This window comes from Xenorhabdus bovienii SS-2004 (genome assembly GCF_000027225.1).
In the GTDB taxonomy this organism is placed as follows: domain Bacteria; phylum Pseudomonadota; class Gammaproteobacteria; order Enterobacterales; family Enterobacteriaceae; genus Xenorhabdus; species Xenorhabdus bovienii_C.
On sequence record NC_013892.1, the window covers coordinates 2,203,828 to 2,226,314 of the forward strand.

Annotated in this window: 19 protein-coding genes and 2 pseudogenes; 12 read left to right on the plus strand and 9 right to left on the minus strand. The window is 43.0% G+C overall.

What is annotated here, in order from left to right; genetic code table 11:
* Positions 1–374: 374 nt before the first annotated feature.
* On the minus strand, positions 375–2,105 hold the full coding sequence (gene argS, locus XBJ1_RS09435; RefSeq protein ID WP_012988666.1) for an arginine--tRNA ligase: 1,731 nt from the start codon (positions 2,103–2,105) through the stop codon (positions 375–377).
* 293 nt (positions 2,106–2,398) lie between these two features.
* On the opposite strand from argS, the gene XBJ1_RS09440 reads away from it, so the two are divergent.
* Together XBJ1_RS09440 and rluF are read left to right on the plus strand one after the other, a co-directional pair.
* Positions 2,399–2,953: a VOC family protein gene (locus tag XBJ1_RS09440; RefSeq protein ID WP_038198840.1), complete on the plus strand. Its 555-nt coding sequence runs from the start codon at positions 2,399–2,401 to the stop codon at positions 2,951–2,953.
* Between the two features lie 170 nt (positions 2,954–3,123).
* Entirely contained in the window at positions 3,124–3,996 is an 873-nt protein-coding gene (gene rluF, locus XBJ1_RS09445; RefSeq protein WP_012988668.1) for a 23S rRNA pseudouridine(2604) synthase RluF, read from the plus strand.
* 170 nt (positions 3,997–4,166) lie between these two features.
* Here rluF and XBJ1_RS22495 read toward each other — a convergent pair.
* The 3 genes and pseudogenes from XBJ1_RS22495 to znuC form a co-directional block, all read right to left on the minus strand.
* Positions 4,167–4,440: pseudogene (locus tag XBJ1_RS22495) on the minus strand (transposase); the annotation flags it as partial.
* Positions 4,441–4,539: 99 nt separating this feature from the next.
* Positions 4,540–5,325, minus strand: coding sequence for a zinc ABC transporter permease subunit ZnuB (gene znuB / locus XBJ1_RS09450; protein ID WP_012988670.1), 786 nt, complete (start codon positions 5,323–5,325; stop codon positions 4,540–4,542).
* A complete protein-coding gene (gene znuC / locus XBJ1_RS09455) occupies positions 5,322–6,080 on the minus strand; it encodes a zinc ABC transporter ATP-binding protein ZnuC (RefSeq protein WP_038198842.1) in 759 nt (252 codons plus the stop codon). Before znuC ends, znuB begins: the two co-directional genes overlap by 4 nt.
* Positions 6,081–6,155: 75 nt before the next feature.
* On the opposite strand from znuC, the gene znuA reads away from it, so the two are divergent.
* From znuA to lpxM, 3 genes are all read left to right on the plus strand, one after another.
* Positions 6,156–7,112 (plus strand): zinc ABC transporter substrate-binding protein ZnuA, encoded by a 957-nt coding sequence (gene znuA / locus XBJ1_RS09460; protein WP_012988672.1) that lies wholly within the window; start codon positions 6,156–6,158, stop codon positions 7,110–7,112.
* Positions 7,113–7,132: 20 nt separating this feature from the next.
* On the plus strand, positions 7,133–8,446 hold the full coding sequence (mepM, locus tag XBJ1_RS09465) for a murein DD-endopeptidase MepM (RefSeq protein WP_012988673.1): 1,314 nt from the start codon (positions 7,133–7,135) through the stop codon (positions 8,444–8,446).
* 123 nt (positions 8,447–8,569) lie between these two features.
* The gene (gene lpxM / locus XBJ1_RS09470) at positions 8,570–9,538 is read left to right on the plus strand and encodes a lauroyl-Kdo(2)-lipid IV(A) myristoyltransferase (protein WP_012988674.1); all 969 of its coding nucleotides are present in this window, start codon (positions 8,570–8,572) and stop codon (positions 9,536–9,538) included.
* A 56-nt stretch (positions 9,539–9,594) separates the two neighbouring features.
* Here lpxM and pyk read toward each other — a convergent pair whose 3' ends face one another.
* A complete protein-coding gene (gene pyk / locus XBJ1_RS09475; RefSeq protein WP_012988675.1) occupies positions 9,595–11,037 on the minus strand; it encodes a pyruvate kinase in 1,443 nt (480 codons plus the stop codon).
* Positions 11,038–11,213: 176 nt separating this feature from the next.
* Positions 11,214–12,098 (minus strand): MurR/RpiR family transcriptional regulator, encoded by an 885-nt coding sequence (locus XBJ1_RS09480; RefSeq protein WP_269763706.1) that lies wholly within the window; start codon positions 12,096–12,098, stop codon positions 11,214–11,216.
* Positions 12,099–12,456: 358 nt separating this feature from the next.
* Between XBJ1_RS09480 and zwf the strand changes: the two genes are divergently transcribed.
* The 3 genes from zwf (at position 12,457) to mdtI (ending at position 15,201) form a co-directional block, all read left to right on the plus strand.
* A complete protein-coding gene (gene zwf / locus XBJ1_RS09485) occupies positions 12,457–13,932 on the plus strand; it encodes a glucose-6-phosphate dehydrogenase (RefSeq protein ID WP_012988677.1) in 1,476 nt (491 codons plus the stop codon).
* A gap of 584 nt (positions 13,933–14,516) precedes the next feature.
* A complete protein-coding gene (gene mdtJ, locus XBJ1_RS09490; protein ID WP_012988678.1) occupies positions 14,517–14,867 on the plus strand; it encodes a multidrug/spermidine efflux SMR transporter subunit MdtJ in 351 nt (116 codons plus the stop codon).
* A 1-nt stretch (position 14,868) separates the two neighbouring features.
* Entirely contained in the window at positions 14,869–15,201 is a 333-nt protein-coding gene (gene mdtI / locus XBJ1_RS09495) for a multidrug/spermidine efflux SMR transporter subunit MdtI (RefSeq protein ID WP_012988679.1), read from the plus strand.
* 100 nt (positions 15,202–15,301) lie between these two features.
* Here the strand turns inward: mdtI and XBJ1_RS09500 are convergent, their stop codons facing one another.
* The gene (locus XBJ1_RS09500; protein WP_012988680.1) at positions 15,302–15,646 is read right to left on the minus strand and encodes a RidA family protein; all 345 of its coding nucleotides are present in this window, start codon (positions 15,644–15,646) and stop codon (positions 15,302–15,304) included.
* 102 nt (positions 15,647–15,748) lie between these two features.
* Between XBJ1_RS09500 and XBJ1_RS09505 the strand changes: the two genes are divergently transcribed.
* The 4 genes from XBJ1_RS09505 to fadD all read left to right on the plus strand — a co-directional run bounded on the left by XBJ1_RS09505 (position 15,749) and on the right by fadD (position 21,315).
* Positions 15,749–17,665 carry an ATP-dependent DNA helicase gene (locus tag XBJ1_RS09505; protein WP_012988681.1) on the plus strand — a complete coding sequence of 639 codons (1,917 nt, stop codon included), beginning with the start codon at positions 15,749–15,751 and terminating at the stop codon, positions 17,663–17,665.
* Between the two features lie 64 nt (positions 17,666–17,729).
* Positions 17,730–18,425: a tRNA (adenosine(37)-N6)-threonylcarbamoyltransferase complex dimerization subunit type 1 TsaB gene (gene tsaB / locus XBJ1_RS09510; RefSeq protein ID WP_012988682.1), complete on the plus strand. Its 696-nt coding sequence runs from the start codon at positions 17,730–17,732 to the stop codon at positions 18,423–18,425.
* Between the two features lie 118 nt (positions 18,426–18,543).
* Entirely contained in the window at positions 18,544–19,119 is a 576-nt protein-coding gene (locus XBJ1_RS09515) for a Slp family lipoprotein (RefSeq protein ID WP_012988683.1), read from the plus strand.
* A gap of 498 nt (positions 19,120–19,617) precedes the next feature.
* Entirely contained in the window at positions 19,618–21,315 is a 1,698-nt protein-coding gene (gene fadD, locus XBJ1_RS09520; RefSeq protein WP_012988686.1) for a long-chain-fatty-acid--CoA ligase FadD, read from the plus strand.
* Between the two features lie 309 nt (positions 21,316–21,624).
* On the opposite strand, the gene XBJ1_RS09525 is transcribed toward fadD, so the two are convergent.
* Positions 21,625–22,080 carry a hypothetical protein gene (locus XBJ1_RS09525; protein WP_038198835.1) on the minus strand — a complete coding sequence of 152 codons (456 nt, stop codon included), beginning with the start codon at positions 22,078–22,080 and terminating at the stop codon, positions 21,625–21,627.
* A gap of 255 nt (positions 22,081–22,335) precedes the next feature.
* Positions 22,336–22,440: pseudogene (locus XBJ1_RS21430) on the minus strand (IS1 family transposase); the annotation flags it as partial.
* Positions 22,441–22,487: the final 47 nt, after the last annotated feature.

The window sequence follows — 22,487 nt, forward strand, 5'->3', positions numbered from 1 at the left end:
ATAGTTTTATATTGTAAATTTTAATTAAAATAATAAATTATATATTATAAAAAATAAATTAATAAGTTTTTTGCGAATCTCTTGTTATTGTTTATAATAACTTACAACCGTAAAATTGGTTATTAATAATTAAACTCAATGATATTCTATTTTAAAATTAATACAGCTATAATAAGTTGGAATAATATAATAGCCAAGTATTTCTCTATAATAATCGCCTCTGTTTTTATATATCTCCATAATTAAATATAAACTGTAATTCCAGTTAAATATTATTTATATGGTAGATGATAAAACGCTAACAGAGGTGAAAAAAGGAAAAAACCAGCGTAATAAAATAATATCACGCCAGTTTTCAGCTTTGTGGAGGGTTATTACATCCGTTCTACAGTCTGGATACCCAGAGTATCCAGACCTTGCTTCAAAGTTTTCGCTGTCAGCAGAGCTAACTTCAGGCGGCTCTGGCGCAGCTCTTCGCTATCGGCATTCAGGATAGGGCAGTGCTCATAGAAACCAGAAAACAGACCGGCGAGATCGTACAGGTATGCACACATAACATGTGGCGTACCTTCACGGGCGACAGTAGTGATCGTTTCTTCAAACTGCAACAGGCGGGTTGCCAATGCCTGCTCGCGTTCTTCATTCAGCATCACCGGCAGTGTCAGGTTGTTTTCATCGATATCTGCACGTTTAAAGATAGATGACACACGTGTATAGGCATATTGCATATAAGGTGCCGTGTTGCCTTCAAAGGCCAGCATATTATCCCAGTCGAAAACATAGTCTGTAGTACGGCTCTTGGAAAGATCTGCATATTTCACCGCGCCAATCCCTACCGCTTCCACGATTTTTTTCAGTTCATCTTCTGGCATATCTGGGTTTTTCTCACGAATGAGGGTATCTGCACGCTCAATCGCTTCATCCAGCAAGTCGGACAGTCTTACTGTACCACCGGCACGGGTTTTGAATGGTTTACCATCTTTGCCCAGCATCATGCCGAACATGTGGTGTTCGAGTAACATAGATGCTGGAATATAACCCGTTTTCCGTATAATTGCCCAAGCTTGCATCAGGTGCTGGTGCTGACGTGAGTCGGTGTAGTAAAGCACACGGCTGGCATTCAGGGTTTCATGACGGTATTTGGCACAGGCTATATCCGTCGTGGTGTAAAGATAGCCACCATCTTTTTTCTGGATGATAACGCCCATGGGTTCGCCTTCTTTATTCTTGAATTCATCAAGGTAAACCACTGTCGCACCATCACTCTTAACGGCGATCCCACGTTGTTTCAGATCTGCAACGATACCCGGTAGCATATCGTTATACAGGCTTTCACCCATAACGTCTTTTTCTGTCAATGTGACATTCAGGCGGTTATAAGTTTGCTGATTCTGGGACATGGTGATATCTACCAGCTTACGCCACATTTCACGGCAATATTCATCACCGCCTTGCAGTTTGACGACGTAGTTACGAGCGCGGATAGCAAACTCTTCATCTTCATCGTAATGTTTCTTTGCTTCGCGATAGAAAGCTTCTAAATCTGCTAATGCCATGTCATTGGCATCTTCGTTCTGGATCTTTTCCAGATAGGCGATTAGCATCCCGAACTGGGTTCCCCAATCACCAACGTGGTTGGCTCGAATGACTTTATGCCCAAGAAATTCAAGGGTACGTGCCGCAGCATCACCAATGATGGTTGAACGCAGGTGCCCAACATGCATCTGTTTGGCGACATTGGGAGCAGAATAATCGATAACGATGGTTTGCGGTTCCACAGGGGTGATACCGAGCTTTTCATCTTTCAGGGCAGTTTCTATATTTGCTGCAATCCACGCTTTATCAAGAAAAATATTGATAAAACCCGGGCCTGCAATTTCAATTTTGCTGGCAATTCCTTGCAGATCCAGTTGGCTGATGACTTTTTCTGCCAATTGTCGAGGAGGCATTCCCACCTTTTTAGCAGCTGCCATCACACCATTCGCTTGATAGTCACCAAATTGTGCTTTTGCAGATTGACGGACGTGAGCTTCACTGTCGGTTGGAGCGCCAGCTTCAATCAGCGCATTGCTGATTTTTTCTGAAAGAATAACCTGTATATTCACTGTGTTACCTTAAGTTACGCACGAAAGCTTACGCATTTTGGAAATGCAATACTTTTAAGCGTGTGGGTTATGAGAAAATAATGGGGTTTATACCATATTCGGGGTCCTGCATGCTACCATCAGCCACCTCTGGTGGTGTTACTTTTTGTTTTTAGTCTGTCTTTCAGGTGATTCGTCGTTATGCCAACTTCAATGAGTCGCTTACTGAGTGATATTTCGGCAAAAATAGACAATTTGTGATTTATATCACATTAATGGAACGCAATTTTTACGGTTTATTTAATGGGGAAGAAATGTCTCATTTTTCAAAAATTTCTGAGTTACAGGATTTAGTGGCTGATTTAGCCGGATTTGAGCAAAAACTTAAGCAATTTGAAGGGCATCTTGGCTTACACTTCGAACAATATTCAGCAGACCATATTTCCCTGCGTTGTAATGAAAGTAAAATAGCTGATCGTTGGCGTAAGGGCTTTCTGCAATGTGGTCAGTTAATATCTGAAAGTATCATTAATGGCCGTCCGATCTGCTTATTTGATCTGAACCAGCCAATAGTACTACTTGACTGGAAAATTGATTGCGTGGAATTGCCTTATCCCAGCCAAAAACACTATGTCCACCAAGGTTGGGAACATGTCGAACTGGTGCTGTCTGTACCACCAGAGCAACTTATTTGTGAAGCTAAAAAGTTATTACCTCAACCTTTACCAGATAATTTTCGGATGAAGGAAAGTCATCCGAAAGGAAAAAATGAACGGTTGCCAAACCCGACTTTGGCTGTTACTGATGGTGAAATCACGATCAAATATCATCCTTTCTGTATCAGAGAAATTGTCAAAAGTGAGGTATAGCCAGCCGGTAAAAATGACGTTTTTATCAACTTCCGGTGTAATTATTCATCAACCTCACTTTTACACAGACTTTCTCTGTTAATACGATAGAGCCGCCCCGCACAATTCACCCCGATCAAGCTTCGCAACGTAACTCGGGTAAGGTATAGTCTGCTTTTTACGGAGAAATCATGCTGATCAACCCATCTATTCGTCTTAACAAATACATTAGCGAGAGCGGCATCTGTTCTCGTCGCGATGCCGATCGTTACATCGAACAGGGGAATGTTTTTATTAACGGTAAGCGAGCTGCTGTTGGCGATCAGGTATTTGCCGGAGATATAGTGAAAGTTAACGGTCAGCTTATCGAGCCGCGTGATGAAGAAGACCTAGTGCTTATTGCGCTGAATAAGCCCGTTGGCATCATCACTACGATGGAAGATAGTGAGCGGGATAACATCAGTGATTTCGTTAACCACAGCAAGCGTGTCTTTCCGATCGGGCGTCTGGATAAGGATTCCCAGGGACTGATTTTTCTGACTAATCACGGCGATCTGGTCAATAAGATTCTTCGTGCCGGAAATAATCACGAAAAAGAGTACGTGGTAACAGTTAACAAACCGGTGACCGATGAGTTTATTCAGGGCATGAGCGCAGGTGTGCCGATGCTGGGAACGGTGACCAAAAAATGTAAAGTGCAGAAAGAAGCTTCTTTTGTGTTTCGTATCACGCTGGTGCAGGGGCTTAACCGCCAGATTCGCCGCATGTGTAAACACTTTGGCTATGAAGTTACTAGGCTTGAGCGTACGCGCATCATGAACGTCAACTTGAAAGGACTGCCACAGGGCGAGTGGCGAGATTTGACCGACGACGAACTGATCGAGTTATTTAAGCTGATTGAAAACTCATCGTCCGAAGAAAAATCGGCGAAAAAAGCGCAGACTAAGCACGTTACAGCTAAAAAAACGGGCTTTAACGAGCCGAAAAACGCCGAAAAATCAGACGGCAACTCGGCTTCCCGTAAGCGCTTTACCCAGTCTGGGCGTAAGAAAAAGGGGCGCTGAGCCGGGATAATTCTTGTCAGCTGCTGGATCTAGCAACTATTTTATCTGCCCACAATAGCCTTTTCATCAAGGGGACAATCCTCCCCTTTAACCCATTGATAGTACTCAAAAACAGGTTTCCGACCATGCCCTTTGGAGAAGAGTTTCTATTATTGGTCATAGCCAGTAAACAGTCCTGTGGTTAATGTCTTTTTCCTAGTCGCAAATCCTTGCCAGTTTGTGTGTGATGTTAACTCTTTGAACAGTCGCTCTACCTGCCAGCGGCAACGATAAATCTATGATGTCATTGCCCGTAAATTCCTCTACAGACAAGTTAGTCAGCCAAAGGCAGAAGCGTTTTTCTTCAGCAAATCATCGACGGATAAGGCGAAATTCATCGCCATTTCGCCGACAAATCAGATCCAGTACTTCGGAACGATGAGTCCTGCGCGTAACGGATTTTAAAGGGGTATCTGACAATCATTGAGATCATAACCCCTTGTATTTATATGGTATAAAAAATCATTATCATATTTTCAATTTTTATATTGCTAATCTGGATTATCAGTTTTTCGCCTTACACGTCAAACTTAATGCAAACAATGCTGCCGAGCAGAGCACAACAGAAGGTCCGGCGGGGGTATTATAAAATGCCGATAAAGTTAATCCTCCCGTGACAGCAAGCATACCAACAGCAATAGCAAAAACTGCCATGTGCTCTGGTGTACGGGAAAATCGACGGGCAGTGGCCGCCGGGATAATTAATAGAGAAGTGATGATCAATGCCCCGACAAATTTCATCGCCAATCCAATGGTCAAAGCTGTAACCAGCATTAAAAGCACACGTAAGCGCTGGATTTTGATGCCATCAACAAATGCTAAATCCTGACTGACCGTCATCGACAGCAAAGCACGCCATTGCCATGTCAGCAACCCAGCAACAATGGCAACACCCGCTGCAATCAGCCAGAGATCTTCATAAGTGACAGACAGCAGATCACCAAATAAATATGCCATCATATCGACTCGGATATTGGTCATAAAGCTGACGACTACCAATCCCAGAGATAGCGCACTGTGCGCCATAATACCCAGCAGAGTATCGACCGCTAATTGTGGGCGTTTTTCCAGCCAGACTAAAATCATTGCCAATATCAACGTAACAGCAATAACGGCATAAAACGGATTAACGTCTAGTAAAAAACCGAATGCCACGCCGAGCAATGAAGCGTGTGCCAGAGTATCACCAAAATAAGACATTCTCCGCCAAACAACAAAAGAGCCGAGCGGCCCTGCGGCGATGGTCAATAAAATGCCAGCCAGCCAGCCTGGAAGTAATAACTCAATCATCGACGTGGCTCCCCACCGTTTTTCAAAATAATTTTTCCTCTCAGATCATGTTGATGATTGTGGTGATGGCGGTAGACCGCCAGTTGCTCTGCACCATGGCGGCCAAACATTGCGATGAATTCTGGATGCATAGACACCACTTCAGGTGTGCCAGAACAGCAAATGTGTTGATTAAGGCATAAAACCTCATCTGTTTTCGCCATCACCAAGTGCAAATCATGGGATACCATAAACACGGCGCAATTAAGTTCTGTTCTGATTTGATTGATCAAATCGTAAAGCGCCAGTTGGCCATTCACATCGACACCTTGTGTTGGTTCATCAAGCACCAGAAGCTGAGGATGATTGAGCAAGGCTCTGGCGAGTAAAACCCGTTGGGTTTCTCCTCCTGACAATTTCTGCATGGGTTGCTGTAATAAATGTTCAGCATTGACACGCTTTAATACGGGCATGATGTCTGCTGATTTAACATTTGGCCTTAGCATCATGAAACGTTTAACCGTTAAGGGCAGGGTAGGATCAAGGCTGATTTTTTGTGGGACGTAACCGATTTTCAGTGGATGACTGTGTTCGATAGTTCCAGAAGTTGGTTGAATCAAGCCCAGAACAACGCGAACCAGTGTTGATTTGCCCGCACCATTTGGGCCGATTAACGTTAGGATCTTGCCTTGTCTAAGACTGAAAGTGATATTGTTTAATACCTTGCGGCTACCAAATTCGACCGTAATGTTTTTTAGGGTGATCATAATGGACATGCTAAAAGAGTCTTGCAGAATCATTGAGATGTTATAATATAACATTTTACAATTCAATGCATGGAATATTAATATATGTTACACAAACCACAGAAAGACGCGCATAAATTTTTTCGCAAAATAGTGTTGGCTACTGCGCTAATGACAGGGGTAAATTACTCTGCGCAGGCCGATGTTGTCACATCTATCCGTCCGCTGGGTTTTATTGTTGCCGCTATTGCTGATGGTGTAACAGACACTCAGGTATTGCTGCCTGACGGTGCGTCTCCACATGATTATGCGTTAAGACCTTCCGATATCCGTAAGATTAATCAGGCCGATTTGGTTATTTGGATCGGTCCGGATATGGAAACATTTCTGGCGAAGCCGATAACCAAAATTGCGCAGAACAAACAGTTGGCGCTTGCTCAATTATCCACCATTAAACCATTGCTATTGAAAAACAATGAAGATGAAAATGATTTAGAAGAATCGAGTCAGCCTAAACATGACGCTGATCACGAACATCACCATCACGGTGAATATAATATGCATATCTGGCTTTCTCCGGAGATTGCGAAGCAGGTGGCTCAGGCAATTTATATTCAACTTGTTGAGCAGTATCCGCAACAAAAGCAGCAATTAGAAGTAAACCTACGTAAATTCAATGGACAGCTTGTACAAACTGACAAAAATATTGCTAGTATTCTAAAACCTGTGCGAGGGAAGGGATATTTCGTTTTTCATGACGCTTACGGTTATTTTGAAAAACATTACAAGTTGGCCCCATTAGGTGTGTTCACGGTTAATCCTGAGATACAGCCCGGCGCACAGAAATTACATTATATACGAACACAATTAGTTGAGCAGAAAGCCACATGTATTTTTGCTGAACCTCAATTCAGGCCAGCCGTTATTCACACAGTAGCAAAAGGTACTGATGTACGTACGGGAACACTAGACCCATTGGGAAGTGGCATAGTATTAAATAAAGACAGCTATATGAAATTTATAACTCAGTTGTCTGAACAATACGCGAGCTGCCTGAATTAGTACAATAAGGAACTTTATTAGTGCAGCAGATAGTTAAAACTATCGTTCTGGTATACAACAACTTGCCGAGACCACACAAGCTAATGCTTGGTTCTCTGACGTTAGTCACCTTAGCTGTCGCAGTGTGGCGGCCAGTTGCTTACCATGAACAAGAAGAAAGAACAGGCAGTATTATTCTGAGTACCCCAAATAATATCTCAGATGCGACCGACGATTCGATAGGCGATATCGATGAGCAGCTCCCTGATGAAGGAATTGGAGATGAAGAGGGTGGTTCGGATACAACTGTAAATTATCCTCACCAATATGTTGTCTCCGATGGGGATACCTTAAGTTCTATTTTGACCCAGTTTGGGATTGATTCATCTGATGTGGCTTTATTGGCCAATCAGTATAAGTCATTGCGCGATTTAAACATTGGGCAGTCATTATCATGGACAATCGATGATAATGGTAATTTAAAAACGTTAACATGGGGTATATCACGACGTGAAACCCGTATTTATACCCGTGAAGGTGATGTCTTTAAAGAAACAAGTGCATTTCAGAAAGGGGAGTGGAAAAATACGATTGTCAAGGGCAAGATAAATGGCAGTTTTTCTGGTAGTGCTCTTTCCGCTGGATTAACCAGTGGTGAAGCAAGAGATATCACAAAAGCGCTGCAATGGCAGATAGATTTTCGTAAATTGCGTAAGGGCGATCGCTTTTCTGTGCTGATGTCCCGTGAAATGCTGGATGGAAAAAGTGAGCAGAGCCAGTTAATGGGCGTTCGTTTGCATAGTGGCGGAAATGATTATTATGCTTTCCGTGCAGATGATGGCCGCTTTTATGATGGCAATGCGTCTGGTCTGGAACGTGGCTTCCTGCGTTTTCCGACTATGAAACAATTCAGATTATCTTCTTCTTTTAATCCGCACCGTTTAAATCCTGTTACTGGGAGGATTACTGCACATAAAGGTGTGGATTTTGCCATGCCTGTGGGGACACCTGTTCTGGCTGTAGGGGATGGGGAAGTTATTGTCTCTAAGTTTGATGGTGCCGCAGGTAATTTTATTGCCATTCGGCATGGTCGCCAGTATACCACTCGATACATGCACTTAAGAAAATTGCTGGTGAAACCAGGCCAGAAAGTGAAGCGTGGTGAACGTATTGCCCTGTCAGGTAATACAGGGCGCTCAACTGGCCCACATTTACACTTTGAATTCTGGAATAACCAGCAGCCAGTAAATCCACTTACGGCTAAATTGCCTCGCTCTGGCGGATTAAACGGTAAAGAGCGCTCGGAATTTATAGCTAAAGTCAGGGGTATCAAGCCTCAATTATTGCTGGATTGAATGCATCGCTCACTCGATTATTAACAGACATAAAAGCGGATGATTGATATCATCCGCTTTTATATTATTTTTGTTGGAAGCTTGTGTATTGAAAGCTTGTTTTGGAACCATCAGAGTTAGCTCATGAATAAAGAGAAAGATACAGATAGTAAACTGGGATATGTCCCAACGTTTCATCTATCCTATTTGCATCCTCGTTATTGGGGGCTTTGGACTGGTGTGGGAATATTGGCTGGATTGGCTTATGTTCCGGTAAAATGGCGTGATCCACTGTTAGCCAAGATGGGTATTTGGGCGGGCAAGAAAGCGAAAAGTGCTCGTCGGAGGGCGAAAATCAACCTGGTTTATTGCTTTCCTGAGCTACAGGAACAGCAACGTGAAGCGTTGATTGATAAAATGTTTGCAACCGCGCCTCAGTCTTTTGTCATGCTGGCGGAGCTTTGTCTAAAGGGAGCTGAATCAACGCTTCAGCGCACCCGGTGGCATGGTGAAGAAATACTTCACTCGTTAAAAGCACAAAGTAAGAATGTCATTTTACTGGTTCCCCATGGTTGGGCTATTGATATTCCAGCTATGTTGTTGGCTGCGCGTGATCAAAAAGTGGCGGGCATGTTTCATCATCAGAGCAATCCCGTTGCTGACTATTTATGGAATAAAGTTCGGACTCATTTTGGCGGCCGCCTGCATTCCCGTGAGGCGGGGATCAAACCGTTTATTGCGTCTATCCGTCAGGGGCACTTGGGCTATTATCTGCCCGATCAGGATCATGGCGAAGAACACAGTGAATTCGTCGATTTTTTTGCTACTTACAAGGCGACATTACCCGCGATTGGGCGCTTGATGAAAGTCAGTCGGGCAGCCGTTGTGCCATTATTTCCTGTTTATAATTGCCAGACTCATCAGTTGGATATCTATATCCGTCCACCGATGGATGATATTGAAGGGCAGGATGACACTTATATTGCCCGTCGCATGAATCAGGAGCTGGAGGAGTTGGTGCGTCCTAATCCTGAACAGTATACGTGGATACTGAAACTGCTTAAAACACGGAAAGCAGGGGATATAGAGCCTTATAAAAGGAAAGATCTCTGATTTTTTAATATCAGGGGCAGCATATTCTGCCCCTGATGCTATTCATTGGTAGCCAATTACTCTACTTCAAGCACTCGACAGGTATTGGTACTACCAATCGTTTCCATCTGATCGCCCTGAGTAACCAGCACCACATCACCAGAAGTCAGATAACCCTTATCGCGCAGGCGATTGACGGCTTCGTTTGCGGCGGAGATCCCATCAGTGTGGGTGCTGCAATAAACCGGTGTAACACCACGGTAGAGAGCGGTGCGGTTCAGGGTGGATTCATGGCGTGACATGGAGAATATAGGCAGACCGGAACTGATGCGTGACATCATGCGTGCTGTGCGACCTGATTCCGTCATGGCAATGATCGCCTTGACACCTTTCAGATGATTGGCAGCATACATGGCTGACATTGAAATGGCCTCTTCAATGCTGTCGAATGTAATATCTAATCGATGTTTGGACACATTAATGCTTGGCATTTTTTCTGCGCCCAGACAAACTTGCGCCATTGCTGCAACAGTTTCCGCAGGATATTGACCCGCGGCAGTTTCGGCTGAAAGCATAACGGCATCAGTGCCATCAAGCACTGCATTGGCAACATCCATCACTTCTGCCCGCGTTGGCATAGGGTTAGTGATCATGGATTCCATCATTTGAGTGGCGGTAATTACGACACGATTCAGTTGACGGGCACGGCGAATTAGCTTTTTCTGGACACCAACTAGCTCAGGATCACCAATCTCAACGCCCAAATCACCACGGGCGACCATGACCACATCAGATGCTAAAATGATTTCATCGATAATATCGTCACTGCTGACAGCTTCCGCACGTTCAACTTTTGCGACAATTTGGGTTTCACAACCTGCATCACGGGCAAGGCGACGGGCATAATTCAGATCTTCACCTGAGCGGGGGAAAGAAACCGCAAGGTAATCAACCCCAATTTTTGCTGCTGTAATGATATCTTGTTTGTCTTTTTCTGTCAGCGCTTCAGCCGACAAACCGCCACCTTGTTTATTGATGCCTTTGTTGTTGGAAAGTGGACCACCTACAGTAACTTCCGTGAAAACTTTCATGCCCTGAACATCCAGGACTCTCAATTGAACGCGTCCATCATCCAGTAACAGAGTATCACCGGTTGTAACATCAGACGGCAATCCCTTATAGTCGATACCAACTTTTTCTTTATCTCCCTCTCCCTTACCAAGATTGGCATCCAGTAGGAATTTATCTCCAATATTCAGGAAAATTTTGCCTTCCTTAAAAGTGGATACGCGTATTTTAGGCCCTTGGAGATCGCCGAGGATAGCCACGTGGTAGCCCAAACGGGCTGCGATTTCCCGCACTTTATTAGCACGTTGAACATGATCTTCCGCAGTGCCATGAGAGAAATTAAGGCGGACAACGTTGGCACCCGCACTGATGACTTTCTCTAAATTGCCGTCACGATCCGTTGCAGGGCCTAGCGTAGTGACGATTTTCGTTCTTCTGAGCCGTCTGGACATGTATTACTCCGTTGACCTGTGAAGTATAGGGTTTTTGATTACCGTAAGCTAACCATTTAGATTCTTGATTATCAACCCCGTAATAAGAATGATACTGACGGGAGGAGACTTTCCATTATGCTACCAGCCTAGAGGGCTGATAAATAGTGAACAAAAACACAGTCTATTTTTCTGATTTACTCATACTTATCAAACCGAGAATTGCGTAACGCTTCTTTGACTCTCTTCAAGTTATCCCTGAATTTTGAGCCTCGGCGTAATGTAAAACCCGTTGCCAGTACATCAATAATGGTAAGTTGAGCAATTCTGGAAACCATTGGCATATAAATATCCGTGTCTTCGGGGACATCCAGCAGAATAGACAGGGTTGCTTCGTGTGCCAGCGGTGAGCCCGTTGAAGTGATGGCGATAACAGTTGCGTCATTTTCACGGGCTAATCTGGCGATTTCTACCAGATTTTTGGTTCGTCCTGTATGAGAAATTAGAACTACAACATCCCCTTCGGCACTGTTAATGCAGCTCATTCGCTGCATGACAATATCGTCAAAATAGGTGATAGGGATATTAAAGCGGAAAAATTTGTTCATGGCATCATGAGCGACTGCGGCTGATGCGCCCAATCCGAAAAAAGAGATTTTTCTTGCCTGAGTCAGCAGATCAACCGCACGGTTAATGGCCGTAATATCCAGATTACTTTTAACCGTTTCTAGATTTGCCATCACCGATTCGAAAATTTTGCTGGTATAAGACGTGACGCTGTCACTTTCCTCCACATTACGATTTACGTAAGGCGTACCATTCGCCAGGCTCTGTGCCAGATGTAGTTTAAAATCCGGGAATCCTTTCGTGTTCAGGCGACGACAAAAACGATTAACTGTAGGTTCACTGACATTCGCCATCTTAGCTAAGGTAGCAATACTTGAATGGATGGCAGTATGTGGTGAATCAAGGATGACCTGCGCAACCTTTTTTTCTGACTTACTCAAAATATCAAGGCTATTTTGGAGACGTTCCAGTGTATTCATAAGACGCAGTTCAACCTTTGGTTTTAACGATTTCATTAACAGGAGAAATCTATGTAACTTTCATGAAAATATACTACTTGTTATTGAAGGCTGGCAGTGGCAAAAACTGAATAAATTGCTATTTTTCATGAAAATATGACAAGTGTCTAATTTTCAACTTGGTAAGATTACTTCTTAAACGTTGGAAATTTTCAGTAAATTGTTACAGTGCGGTATAAATATCAACCAAAATACAGTTTTAACGTAAAAATCGTACACAGAACATGAGGAAGGTAGGATTTACCCTTAGCAGTCTACATGAATAAATGAGTGTTTACTGCTTATAATCAAAAGAGTACATTACCCGCGAGTTCTGTAAAAAAATTACAATATCCCGTAATTGAGGAGATGCAACATGGCGGTGACATCCGTAGCTCAGGCTTGTGATTTGGTGATTTTTGGGGCGAAAGGAGACTTAGCACGCCGGAAATTAATGCCTTCCCTTTACCAGTTGGAAAAAGCGGGTTATATCCATCCAGACACCCGAATTATCGGAGTTGGTCGTGCTGACTGGGATAAAAAAGCCTACACAAAGGTGGTTGAGGAAGCGTTGGCAACGTTTATGTCTGAAAAACTTGATCCAGAATTGTGGAAAAAATTCAGTTCACGTCTGGAGTTTTGTAATTTAGATGTCAATGAAACGGAACATTTCACCCGACTGGCGAAAATACTCAAGCAGGACAGCCTGCCAGCTATTCATTATTTCGCCATGCCGCCAAATACCTTTGGCTCCGTGTGTCATGGGTTAGGGGCTGCGGGATTGAATAAAGAGCCTAATCGCGTAGTGATGGAAAAACCACTGGGGACAGATCTTGCATCTTCCAGAGCGATTAATGATGAAGTGGCAAAATATTTCAATGAAAGCCAAATCTACCGCATTGACCATTATTTAGGTAAAGAAACCGTACTGAACCTATTAGCGCTGCGTTTTGCCAATTCACTGTTTGCCAATAATTGGGATCATCGTACGATTGATCATGTGCAAATTACTGTTGCTGAAGAAGTGGGTATCGAAGGGCGCTGGGGGTATTTTGACCAGGCCGGACAGATGCGCGACATGATCCAGAACCATCTGCTGCAAATCCTGACCATGATTGCCATGTCTCCACCATCTGATTTAACCGCAGACCGCATCCGTGACGAGAAAGTTAAAATACTGCGTTCATTGCGTCGCATTGATCAGACCAATGTGCGGGAAAAAACCGTTCGTGGGCAATATACCGCAGGCTTCGTGCATGGGAAGAAAGTACCGGGTTATCTGGAAGAAGAGGGTGCGAATAAAATCAGTAAAACTGAAACCTTTGTATCGATTCGCGTTGATATTGATGATTGGCGTTGGTCAGGTGTTCCTTTCTACCTAAGAACAGGTAAGCGCTTACCGGCTAAATGCTCTGAAGTTGTCGTCTATTTTAAAGAGCCTTCATTGAATTTATTTGCCAATTCTTATCAGCAATTGCCACAGAACAAACTGACGATCCGTTTGCAACCTGATGAAGGTATTGATATTGAAGTCCTGAATAAAGCACCAGGGCTGGAGCATAAGCATCGTTTGCAGACTACAAAACTTGACCTGAGTTTCTCTCAAACATTCAATCAGACACATCTTGCAGATGCTTATGAGAGATTACTGCTGGAAGCCATGCGTGGTATTCAGGCGTTGTTTGTCCGCCGTGATGAAGTAGAAGAAGCATGGAAATGGGTTGATTCCATCATGGACGCTTGGGAAGCAGATAACGAACCACCGAAGCCTTATCAAGCAGGAACTTGGGGGCCAGTGGCTTCCATTGCTATGATTACCCGGGATGGGCGCTCGTGGAATGAGTTTGAGTAACTTAATAACAAAAAGTAATTAATTTTGTTGTACAATCAGCCGGGTTTAATGTCCGGCTGAATGACTGATTTTTATCAATTCCAACGTGTTGTTGTCATTTGTAATGAAAAGCAAACAGGATATTTCTGATAATCACAAAATGTTACCTGATGAAGAAAAATAGATATTATGTGAAGCAGAAAAATAAGAAATAAAAACAAGACATTGCTTTCTATTTTAGGCTATGTTAGAAATATACCCACAATTAACACCACTAATATGGAGATTCGTAGTATATCATACAGTGATCATCGTGTGATGAAAGAATAAAACATCATGAATAGCGCCAAAAGCGTCACAATTCAATACAGCAGTAAAATTCAACGCAGTACACATGTTCTTTTTCTCTCCGCTATCTTATCTAGCGAACACTACTGGTGCGGTGCACTTTAGGGTCTTCTCCTGCTAACCGGTTTTTCACCGGACGATTCTAGTTTTTCGCCAAAATGTCAGGCTGATTCTGATATCACGTTTTTAAATAATCTTATTGGTATTAATGGTTTGGTGTCTTGGCATGCTACATACAGTATGTTCAGGAGAAAAAAATGATTTATTGGATATTTCTTGCACTGGCGATTATGACAGAAGTGATTGGTACTCTGTCCATGAAACAAGCCAGTGTTTCAGGTGATTTTACCGGCATGATTGTGATGTATTCCATGATCACAACTTCTTATATTTTGCTGGCCATTGCCGTGAAAAAGGTCGCTTTGGGCGTGGCTTATGCCCTATGGGAAGGGTTTGGTATCCTGTTTATTACAGCCTTTAGCGTATTGTGGTTCAATGAATCACTGTCACCTATGAAAATCGGTGGATTGGCTCTGTTGATAGCAGGAATTGCACTGATTAAATCCGGTACAAAAAAAGCCTCTAATCCTCAACTGAAGGAGGCATAACATGTTAACACCATTTGAATGGTGGCATGCCGCTTTCCTTGTTTTGGCGGTTCTGCTGGAAATTGTGGCGAATATTTTACTGAAACTGTCCAACGGTTTTCAGCGCTTCTGGATAGGGGTTTTATCGCTGATGGCTGTTTTGGCAGCATTCAGCGCACTGGCTCAGGCAGTAAAAGGTATTGAACTTTCCATCGCTTACGCGATTTGGGGCGCATTCGGGATTATTGCCACGGTTGCAGCAGGTTGGATTATGTTTAATCAAAGACTGAATTTCAAAGGTTGGGGTGGCATTGTATTGCTATTGATTGGCATGGTTATGATTAAAATGTCTTAAGTGCTATGCCTTCAATGGTGATATTTTAAATTTAATTAATAGAATGGCATTGAGTAAGTTGAAAGGTTCTCAATGCCATAGCAAACCTGGAAAATGAAGGTTATAAAGCTGCGATAATCTTGATTTCCACTTTGTATTTTGGATTCATCAGTTCAGCCTGAACAGTGCAGCGTACAGGTGAGCTTCCTGCAACAACCCATGCATCCCACGCCGCATTCATGCCAGCAAAGTCGGCTTTATTTGCCAGAAAAATCGTCGCATCTATGATCTTGCTTTTATCTGAACCCAGACGCTGTAACATGATATCAATCGCAGCTAGTGTATTGGCAGTTTGTTCAGTAATATCCCCATCCAGATTTTCTGGCACGCTAGTATAATAGATAGTGTCATTGTGAATGATCGCTTCTGACCAGCGGGTATCTGGATCAATGCGTTCAATAGTCATTAAATCTCCTGTTAATTTATACAGTTTTACTGCTTAATTGGCTGGTGATTACTGCTCAGTATTGGCATAATTCTGCCACATTTTATTGTAAAGAGACGGTTCGTGTCAGACGATTTTGCGAAAAATGGCGTACTTGCCAAGGCGATACAAGGTTTCAACCCCCGTGATGCACAGCGGGAAATGGCTTCATCCATTACCGCTGCAATAAAAAAACAGCGGCAATTAGTGGTGGAAGCGGGAACGGGAACGGGTAAGACTTTTGCCTATCTGGTGCCAGCACTACGTTCAGGCAAAAAAGTAATTATTTCCACAGGTTCCAAGGCGTTACAGGATCAGCTTTATAACCGTGACCTGCCCACTGTCGCTGATGCATTGAAGTTTACGGGTAGGATGGCCTTATTGAAAGGGCGCTCAAATTATCTATGCCTTGAGCGTCTTGAACAGCAATCATTTGGCAGTTCTCAGCTTGAGCCGGAAATGCTGGCAGAAGTGGTCAGGCTGAGAAGTTGGTCGTCTCAGACAGAAGATGGCGATATCAGTACTTGCCACCAAATCGCAGAAGACAGCATTGTCTGGCCATTGGTAACAAGTACTAATGACAATTGCCTCGGTAGTGATTGTCCACGCTATCAGGAATGTTTCGTACTGAAAGCCCGCCGCAAAGCGATGGAATCGGATATTGTTGTCGTTAACCATCATCTGTTTATGGCGGACATGGTGGTGAAAGATACCGGATTTGGCGAATTAATCCCTCGTGCAGATGTAGTCATTTTCGATGAGGCACACCAGCTTCCCGATATTGCCAGCCAATATTTTGGCCAGCAATTGAGTAGTCGCCAACTGATGGATTTATCACGAGATATCATTATGGCCTACCGTACTGAAGTACGGGATCAGGCTCAATTGCAGAAAAGTGCGGATCGTCTCAGTCAAAGTACGCAGGATTTCCGTCTGTCCTTGGGAGATAACAGTTATCGGGGCAATCTCCGTGAAGCCTTGCAGCAGCCACAGATACAGCGGATGCTGGTACGGTTGGATGATGCACTGGAACTCTGTTATGACGTAATGAAGCTCTCTCTGGGGCGCTCGGCCATGTTGGATGCTGCTTTTGAACGGGCAACGATCTATCGTAATCGTCTTAAAAGGCTGATCGACGTTGTTGTACCCAATTATAGTTATTGGTTCGAAAGTTATGGACGGCATTTTTTGCTGGCACTAACACCCCTATCCGTATCCGATAAATTCAGTGACATGATCCGTGAACAATCCGGTTGCTGGATTTTCACGTCCGCAACCTTATCTGTCAATGAACAGCTTGACCACTTCACGGCACGCTTGGGGTTAAAACAAGCACAGACGTTGCTCCTGCCCAGCCCCTTCGATTATCAGCGCCAGATGTTACTGTGTGTTCCGCGCCATTTACCATCACCAAACCAGAATGGCGGGGCAAAATGGCTGGCACGTATGCTGAAACCATTAATTGAAAGCAATAAGGGGCGTTGTTTTTTTCTTTGTACTTCCCATCAGATGGTGCGCGGTCTGGCGGAGGAATTCCGTGCTAACCTGACATTGCCCGTGTTGGTGCAAGGAGAAACAAGTAAAGGACAGCTGTTGTCCCAGTTTATTTCTGCGGGTAATGCGCTACTGGTGGCGACGGGTAGTTTTTGGGAGGGTGTGGATGTTCGTGGTGATGCATTGTCCTGTGTCATTATTGATAAACTGCCGTTCACCGCGCCGGATGATCCGCTGCTCAAGGCACGGATTGAAGATTGCCAGCTTAAAGGCGGGGATGCCTTTAGTGAAGTCCAGATTCCTGATGCAGTGCTCAGCCTGAAACAAGGTGTAGGACGCCTGATTCGTGATATTGATGATTATGGCGTGGTTATTATTTGTGATAATCGTTTAGTAATGCGCCCATATGGTGAAATTTTTCTTAACAGCTTACCGCCTGCCCGCCGTACACGTGATTTATCGAAAGCGGTGGAATTCCTTAAATCACGTCCAATAGAGTCAGAGTAAAATCTCAGGGGTTATGGTAGTATAGCCCCCTTATTTCGAATTCTATTCTTGCCGGAGTTAAGGCATGTCCACGCGGATTTTAGCTATTGATACTGCAACTGAAGCTTGTTCTGTTGCACTTTGGAACGAAAGTGTCATTGAGGCACAGTTTGAAATTTCCCCCCGGGAACATACTCAACGCATTTTACCGATGGTTCAGGCGGTATTGTCTCAGGGCAATTTGAGCCTGCAACAGTTGGATGCGCTGGCGTTTGGTCGAGGGCCTGGCAGTTTTACTGGCGTGCGGATTGGTATTGGCGTTGCTCAGGGTCTGGCGTTGGGAGCTGAATTGCCGATGCTGGGTGTTTCATCCCTTAAAACGATGGCGCAGGGGGTATTTCGCCTGAAAGGCGTGCAAAATGTTCTGGTTGCTATCGACGCCCGTATGGGAGAAGTTTATTGGGGGCAATATACCCGTAATTTACAAGGTGAGTGGCAGGGTGATGAAACCGAGGCAGTTTTGAAGCCTGAACAGGCATTGGCCATTATGAATGCCTTAACTGGGGTTTGGGCAATTGCCGGAACAGGATGGGAAGCTTATCCTCAATTATTGGATTCTCATTTAGATTTGGTAAAAAGTGACATTACTTTACCCCATGCGGAAGATATGCTTCCACTGGCTGTTCAGATGTGGAAAGCAGGAGAAGCAACGGCAGTTGAACATGCCGAACCCACTTATCTGCGCAATGAAGTGACATGGAAGAAATTACCAGGTCGTTAAAGTAAATAAACGTAATTATGTAAAACTGATGCAACTTGTGATGGGAAATGATGTCCATGGATATAGAAGATGCTCAGGTTAATTTTTTTGCGTGATTTTTACTGCGATGGAGGAGCTTATGCTTAAGGGGACGCACTATCGAGCCATGCTGCAAGTGGTTGCATTGGCGGGAGCAATGATACTTACAGGTTGTGTATCAGTTCCTGATGCAATAAAAGGAACGACCAAAACACCCGTAGAAAATCTGCTTTCTGTCAAAGATACACCTGAACTATATATTGGGCATGAAGGGCGTTTTGGTGGAAAGGTATTGAGTGTTTTAAATGAAAAAGACAGAACTCGGCTAGAAATTTTGGCTTTACCACTGGCAAGTAATGCGGCTCCGCTTTTGAATAAACCGTCTCTTGGGCGAGTTTATGCCTATGTGAATGGTTTTTTGGAACCGAATGATTTTAAAGATCAGTATGTGACAGTGGTGGGTTCGATTACAGATCTGGAAAAAGGAATGGTGGGGAATAGTCCGTATAATTATGTCGTGATGAGTGTCGTCGGTTTTAAACGCTGGTATGAATCTGAACGTGTTAATCTACCACCTGTTGGTAACTCTGTTTTCTGGAACTATTATGGTTCCCCTTATTTTCCAGACCTGAGCCAGATGGCGAGCATGAAGGACGCTTTGTCGGAAAGGCATTGAGTGACTTAAGCGAGACTCAGGCAGTGCCTGTTGAAACGATTTTGACCGAATGATCCTGTCTGACTGATAAAGTTTGCAGATACAAAATAAATGGCCTCATAAAGTAAGTGGCGAGGCCATCCTCAAGGTTTCATATCTTTGTTTACTATTATCTTCCTAATAATTATACTTTATTGGTTTATTCTGCTTATAACTATTTAGAATAATAAAGTTAGTTTAAGTCAAAAATAATTAAATCAGTGTATAATCAAAGCATTATACATCCAAGTATTGATTAATTAAGTAACCAATTGATAAATAATAAAAAAATAAGGCAGCAGAAGCTGCCTTATTTTTTGGCAGCGACATATAGTATTAAATTAGTGATGTATATCGCCAACCTGAACAATGTTTCTTTTCAAACTGGTACGCTGAGTTAATAATTTGTTAAATATACAGGTCTGGTTTTTGTTTCATGGTCAGTGGTTATACAGCAATTAGATTTCAGGAGTATTCAACTTGGAAAAAGTTTGGTTAAAACATTATCCGGCAGATGTTCCGGCAGAAATCGATCCCGACCGTTATTTGTCGTTGATTGAAATGTTTGAAAATGCTGTGGCACGCTATGCCGATCAAGTCGCATTCATCAACATGGGTGAGGTGATAACTTTCCGTAAATTGGAAGAGCGTAGCCGCGCCTTTGCCGCTTATTTACAGAATGGACTGGGGCTGAAAAAAGGGGATCGCGTGGCATTAATGATGCCAAACTTATTACAATATCCCGTTGCTCTCTTTGGCGTCCTGCGTGCAGGGATGGTGGTTGTCAATGTCAACCCTTTATATACCCCGCGCGAGCTGGAGCACCAGCTTACTGATAGCGGAACATCAGCCATAGTTATTGTTTCTAACTTTGCGCATACCTTAGAAAAGATTGTTTTCAACACTCAGGTTAAGCACGTTATTCTGACGCGCATGGGGGATCAATTGTCCCGTCCGAAAGGGACTCTTGTAGATTTCGTCGTAAAATACGTTAAACGGCTTGTACCGAAATATCACTTACCGGATGCCATTTCGTTTCGCAACGTGATCCACAAGGGTTACCGTATGCAGTATGTTAAACCGGATGTGGACGGTGATGCTCTGGCATTTTTGCAATATACCGGCGGAACAACGGGGGTGGCGAAAGGAGCGATGCTGACCCACCGGAATATGTTGGCGAACCTTGAGCAGGGAAAAGCTAATTACGCTCCGCTGATGGCTCCTGGACAAGAATTAGTCGTCACTGCGTTGCCGCTTTACCATATTTTTGCTTTGACGGTCAATTGCCTATTGTTCATTGAACTTGGTGGGCAAAATCTGTTGATTACTAATCCTCGGGATATCAATGGAACGGTCAAAGAATTGTCGCGTTACCCATTCACTGCCTTGTCGGGAGTGAATACGTTATTTAATGCATGGTTGAATAACCCTGAATTTCAGAAACTGGACTTCTCCTCATTACGTTTGTCGGTTGGCGGTGGCATGGCCGTCCAAAGAATAGTGGCCGAAAAATGGCAAAATTTAACGGGGTGTCATTTACTTGAAGGTTATGGGTTGACAGAGTGTGCACCTCTGGTTTCGGGTAATCCTTATAACCTGACTCATTATAGTGGCAGCATTGGTTTCCCGGTACCTTCGACAGAAATTAAGCTGGTTAGCGATGATGGTAATGAAGTTCCTTTGGAGCAAGCAGGGGAAATGTGGGTTCGTGGCCCGCAGGTGATGAAAGGCTATTGGAATCGCCCTGAAGCAACGGCGGAAGTATTGAAAGATGGCTGGCTGGCGACAGGGGATATTGCCAATGTAGATGAAAACGGGTTTTTACATATTGTTGATCGGAAAAAAGACATGATTTTGGTTTCCGGTTTCAACGTTTATCCCAATGAAGTAGAAGATGTTGTTTCTTCCCATCCTAAAGTGTTAGAGTCGGCAGCAATAGGTGTTCCAAACGATAACTCAGGTGAAACCGTCAAAATATTTGTGGTTCGTAAGGATCAGAGCTTAACTGAGAACGAGCTTAAGACACATTGCCGTCGTTATCTGACCGGATATAAAGTACCGAAACTCATTGAGTTCCGAGATGAATTACCGAAATCAAATGTAGGTAAAATTCTTCGCAAGGAACTGCGTAACGAAGAATTAGAAAAAGCGAATAATGCTGCGACAGCGGCAAATTAATCGTGTTATAGATGGTCGTCTTAAAGGGAGATGGTTTAGCCGTTTATAGCCTTAAGAACGATTTTTAAAAGGGTAAAATAGTTTAAGATTGCCTATCACATCAACAACGCCGGTTTTTACCGGCGTTGTTGTACAAGTCTTATGAATGGCTAAGAGAATGATGTTTTGAATTATCAGTCAATAAATAGCCAATAGGGGAAATTAGCGAGTAGTTTGGGGAGAATTGTGGGCAGATATTGGGGATGGTAACACCTATAAGAATAGGTGTTACGTCTTCGTTAATATTGGATTCATTTATTAACGAATCCATTATAATTCATTTTTTTGTTCAAGTTTTACAATTTCCCAACGTTTCGAGGCTTCATTCTGACGGTAAGCAAAGAGAACTCCATTATTCATGTAGGGAATAAAGGTTTCAAAACCATCTTGAGAGTAATTATCGGAGAATACTAGTTTTGTTTTACCATCCGGAGTTAATTCCAAGAACTGAATAGCTGCACTGCTAGTATTGATACAACAGAGATATTTTTTATCACCATCCTCTAGAATAGTTGCATAATCATAATAAATTGGTGAGCTACCGCTTTCAGTCGTGTGACCCAATCTACCGTCTGGTAATATTTCTTGAATGAAATGCTTATTACCTTGGGTTTCGGATTGTCCAAACATAAATTTCTTGTTATCTATTTCGTATATTGCCATCGCATTTCTATGATAGAAATTATATGCATTTTTATATTGAATTGTCGTAATTGATATGCTCATGTTACACCTCGATTATTTTTATATGTAAGTAGTGTTAATTTTAATGCTTATTATCCTTTCGCTTTATTAACTAAAATATACATAGGATGACATAATTATTGTAAATTTGTAGAATATGGAATATCTGCGAATATATTGATGCGACTTACATAGTAGAAGATAAAAATAAATACTCAATTCCATTTTATATAATGCATGAAAAGAAAATCGTAATTCCTGATTATGATGCCAGCTTATTGATGGCGATGAATATATTAAATAATACCCTATGACTCTGTCATGTATTTCTATGGATTTTGAAAAAGACAACGTATTGCGAGTCAGTCTTGCTAAATATTGACGAAGATTCAGATTATGCCTCTATGCACCTGAATGGCACAATCACAAATAGCTACTATATTTAATGG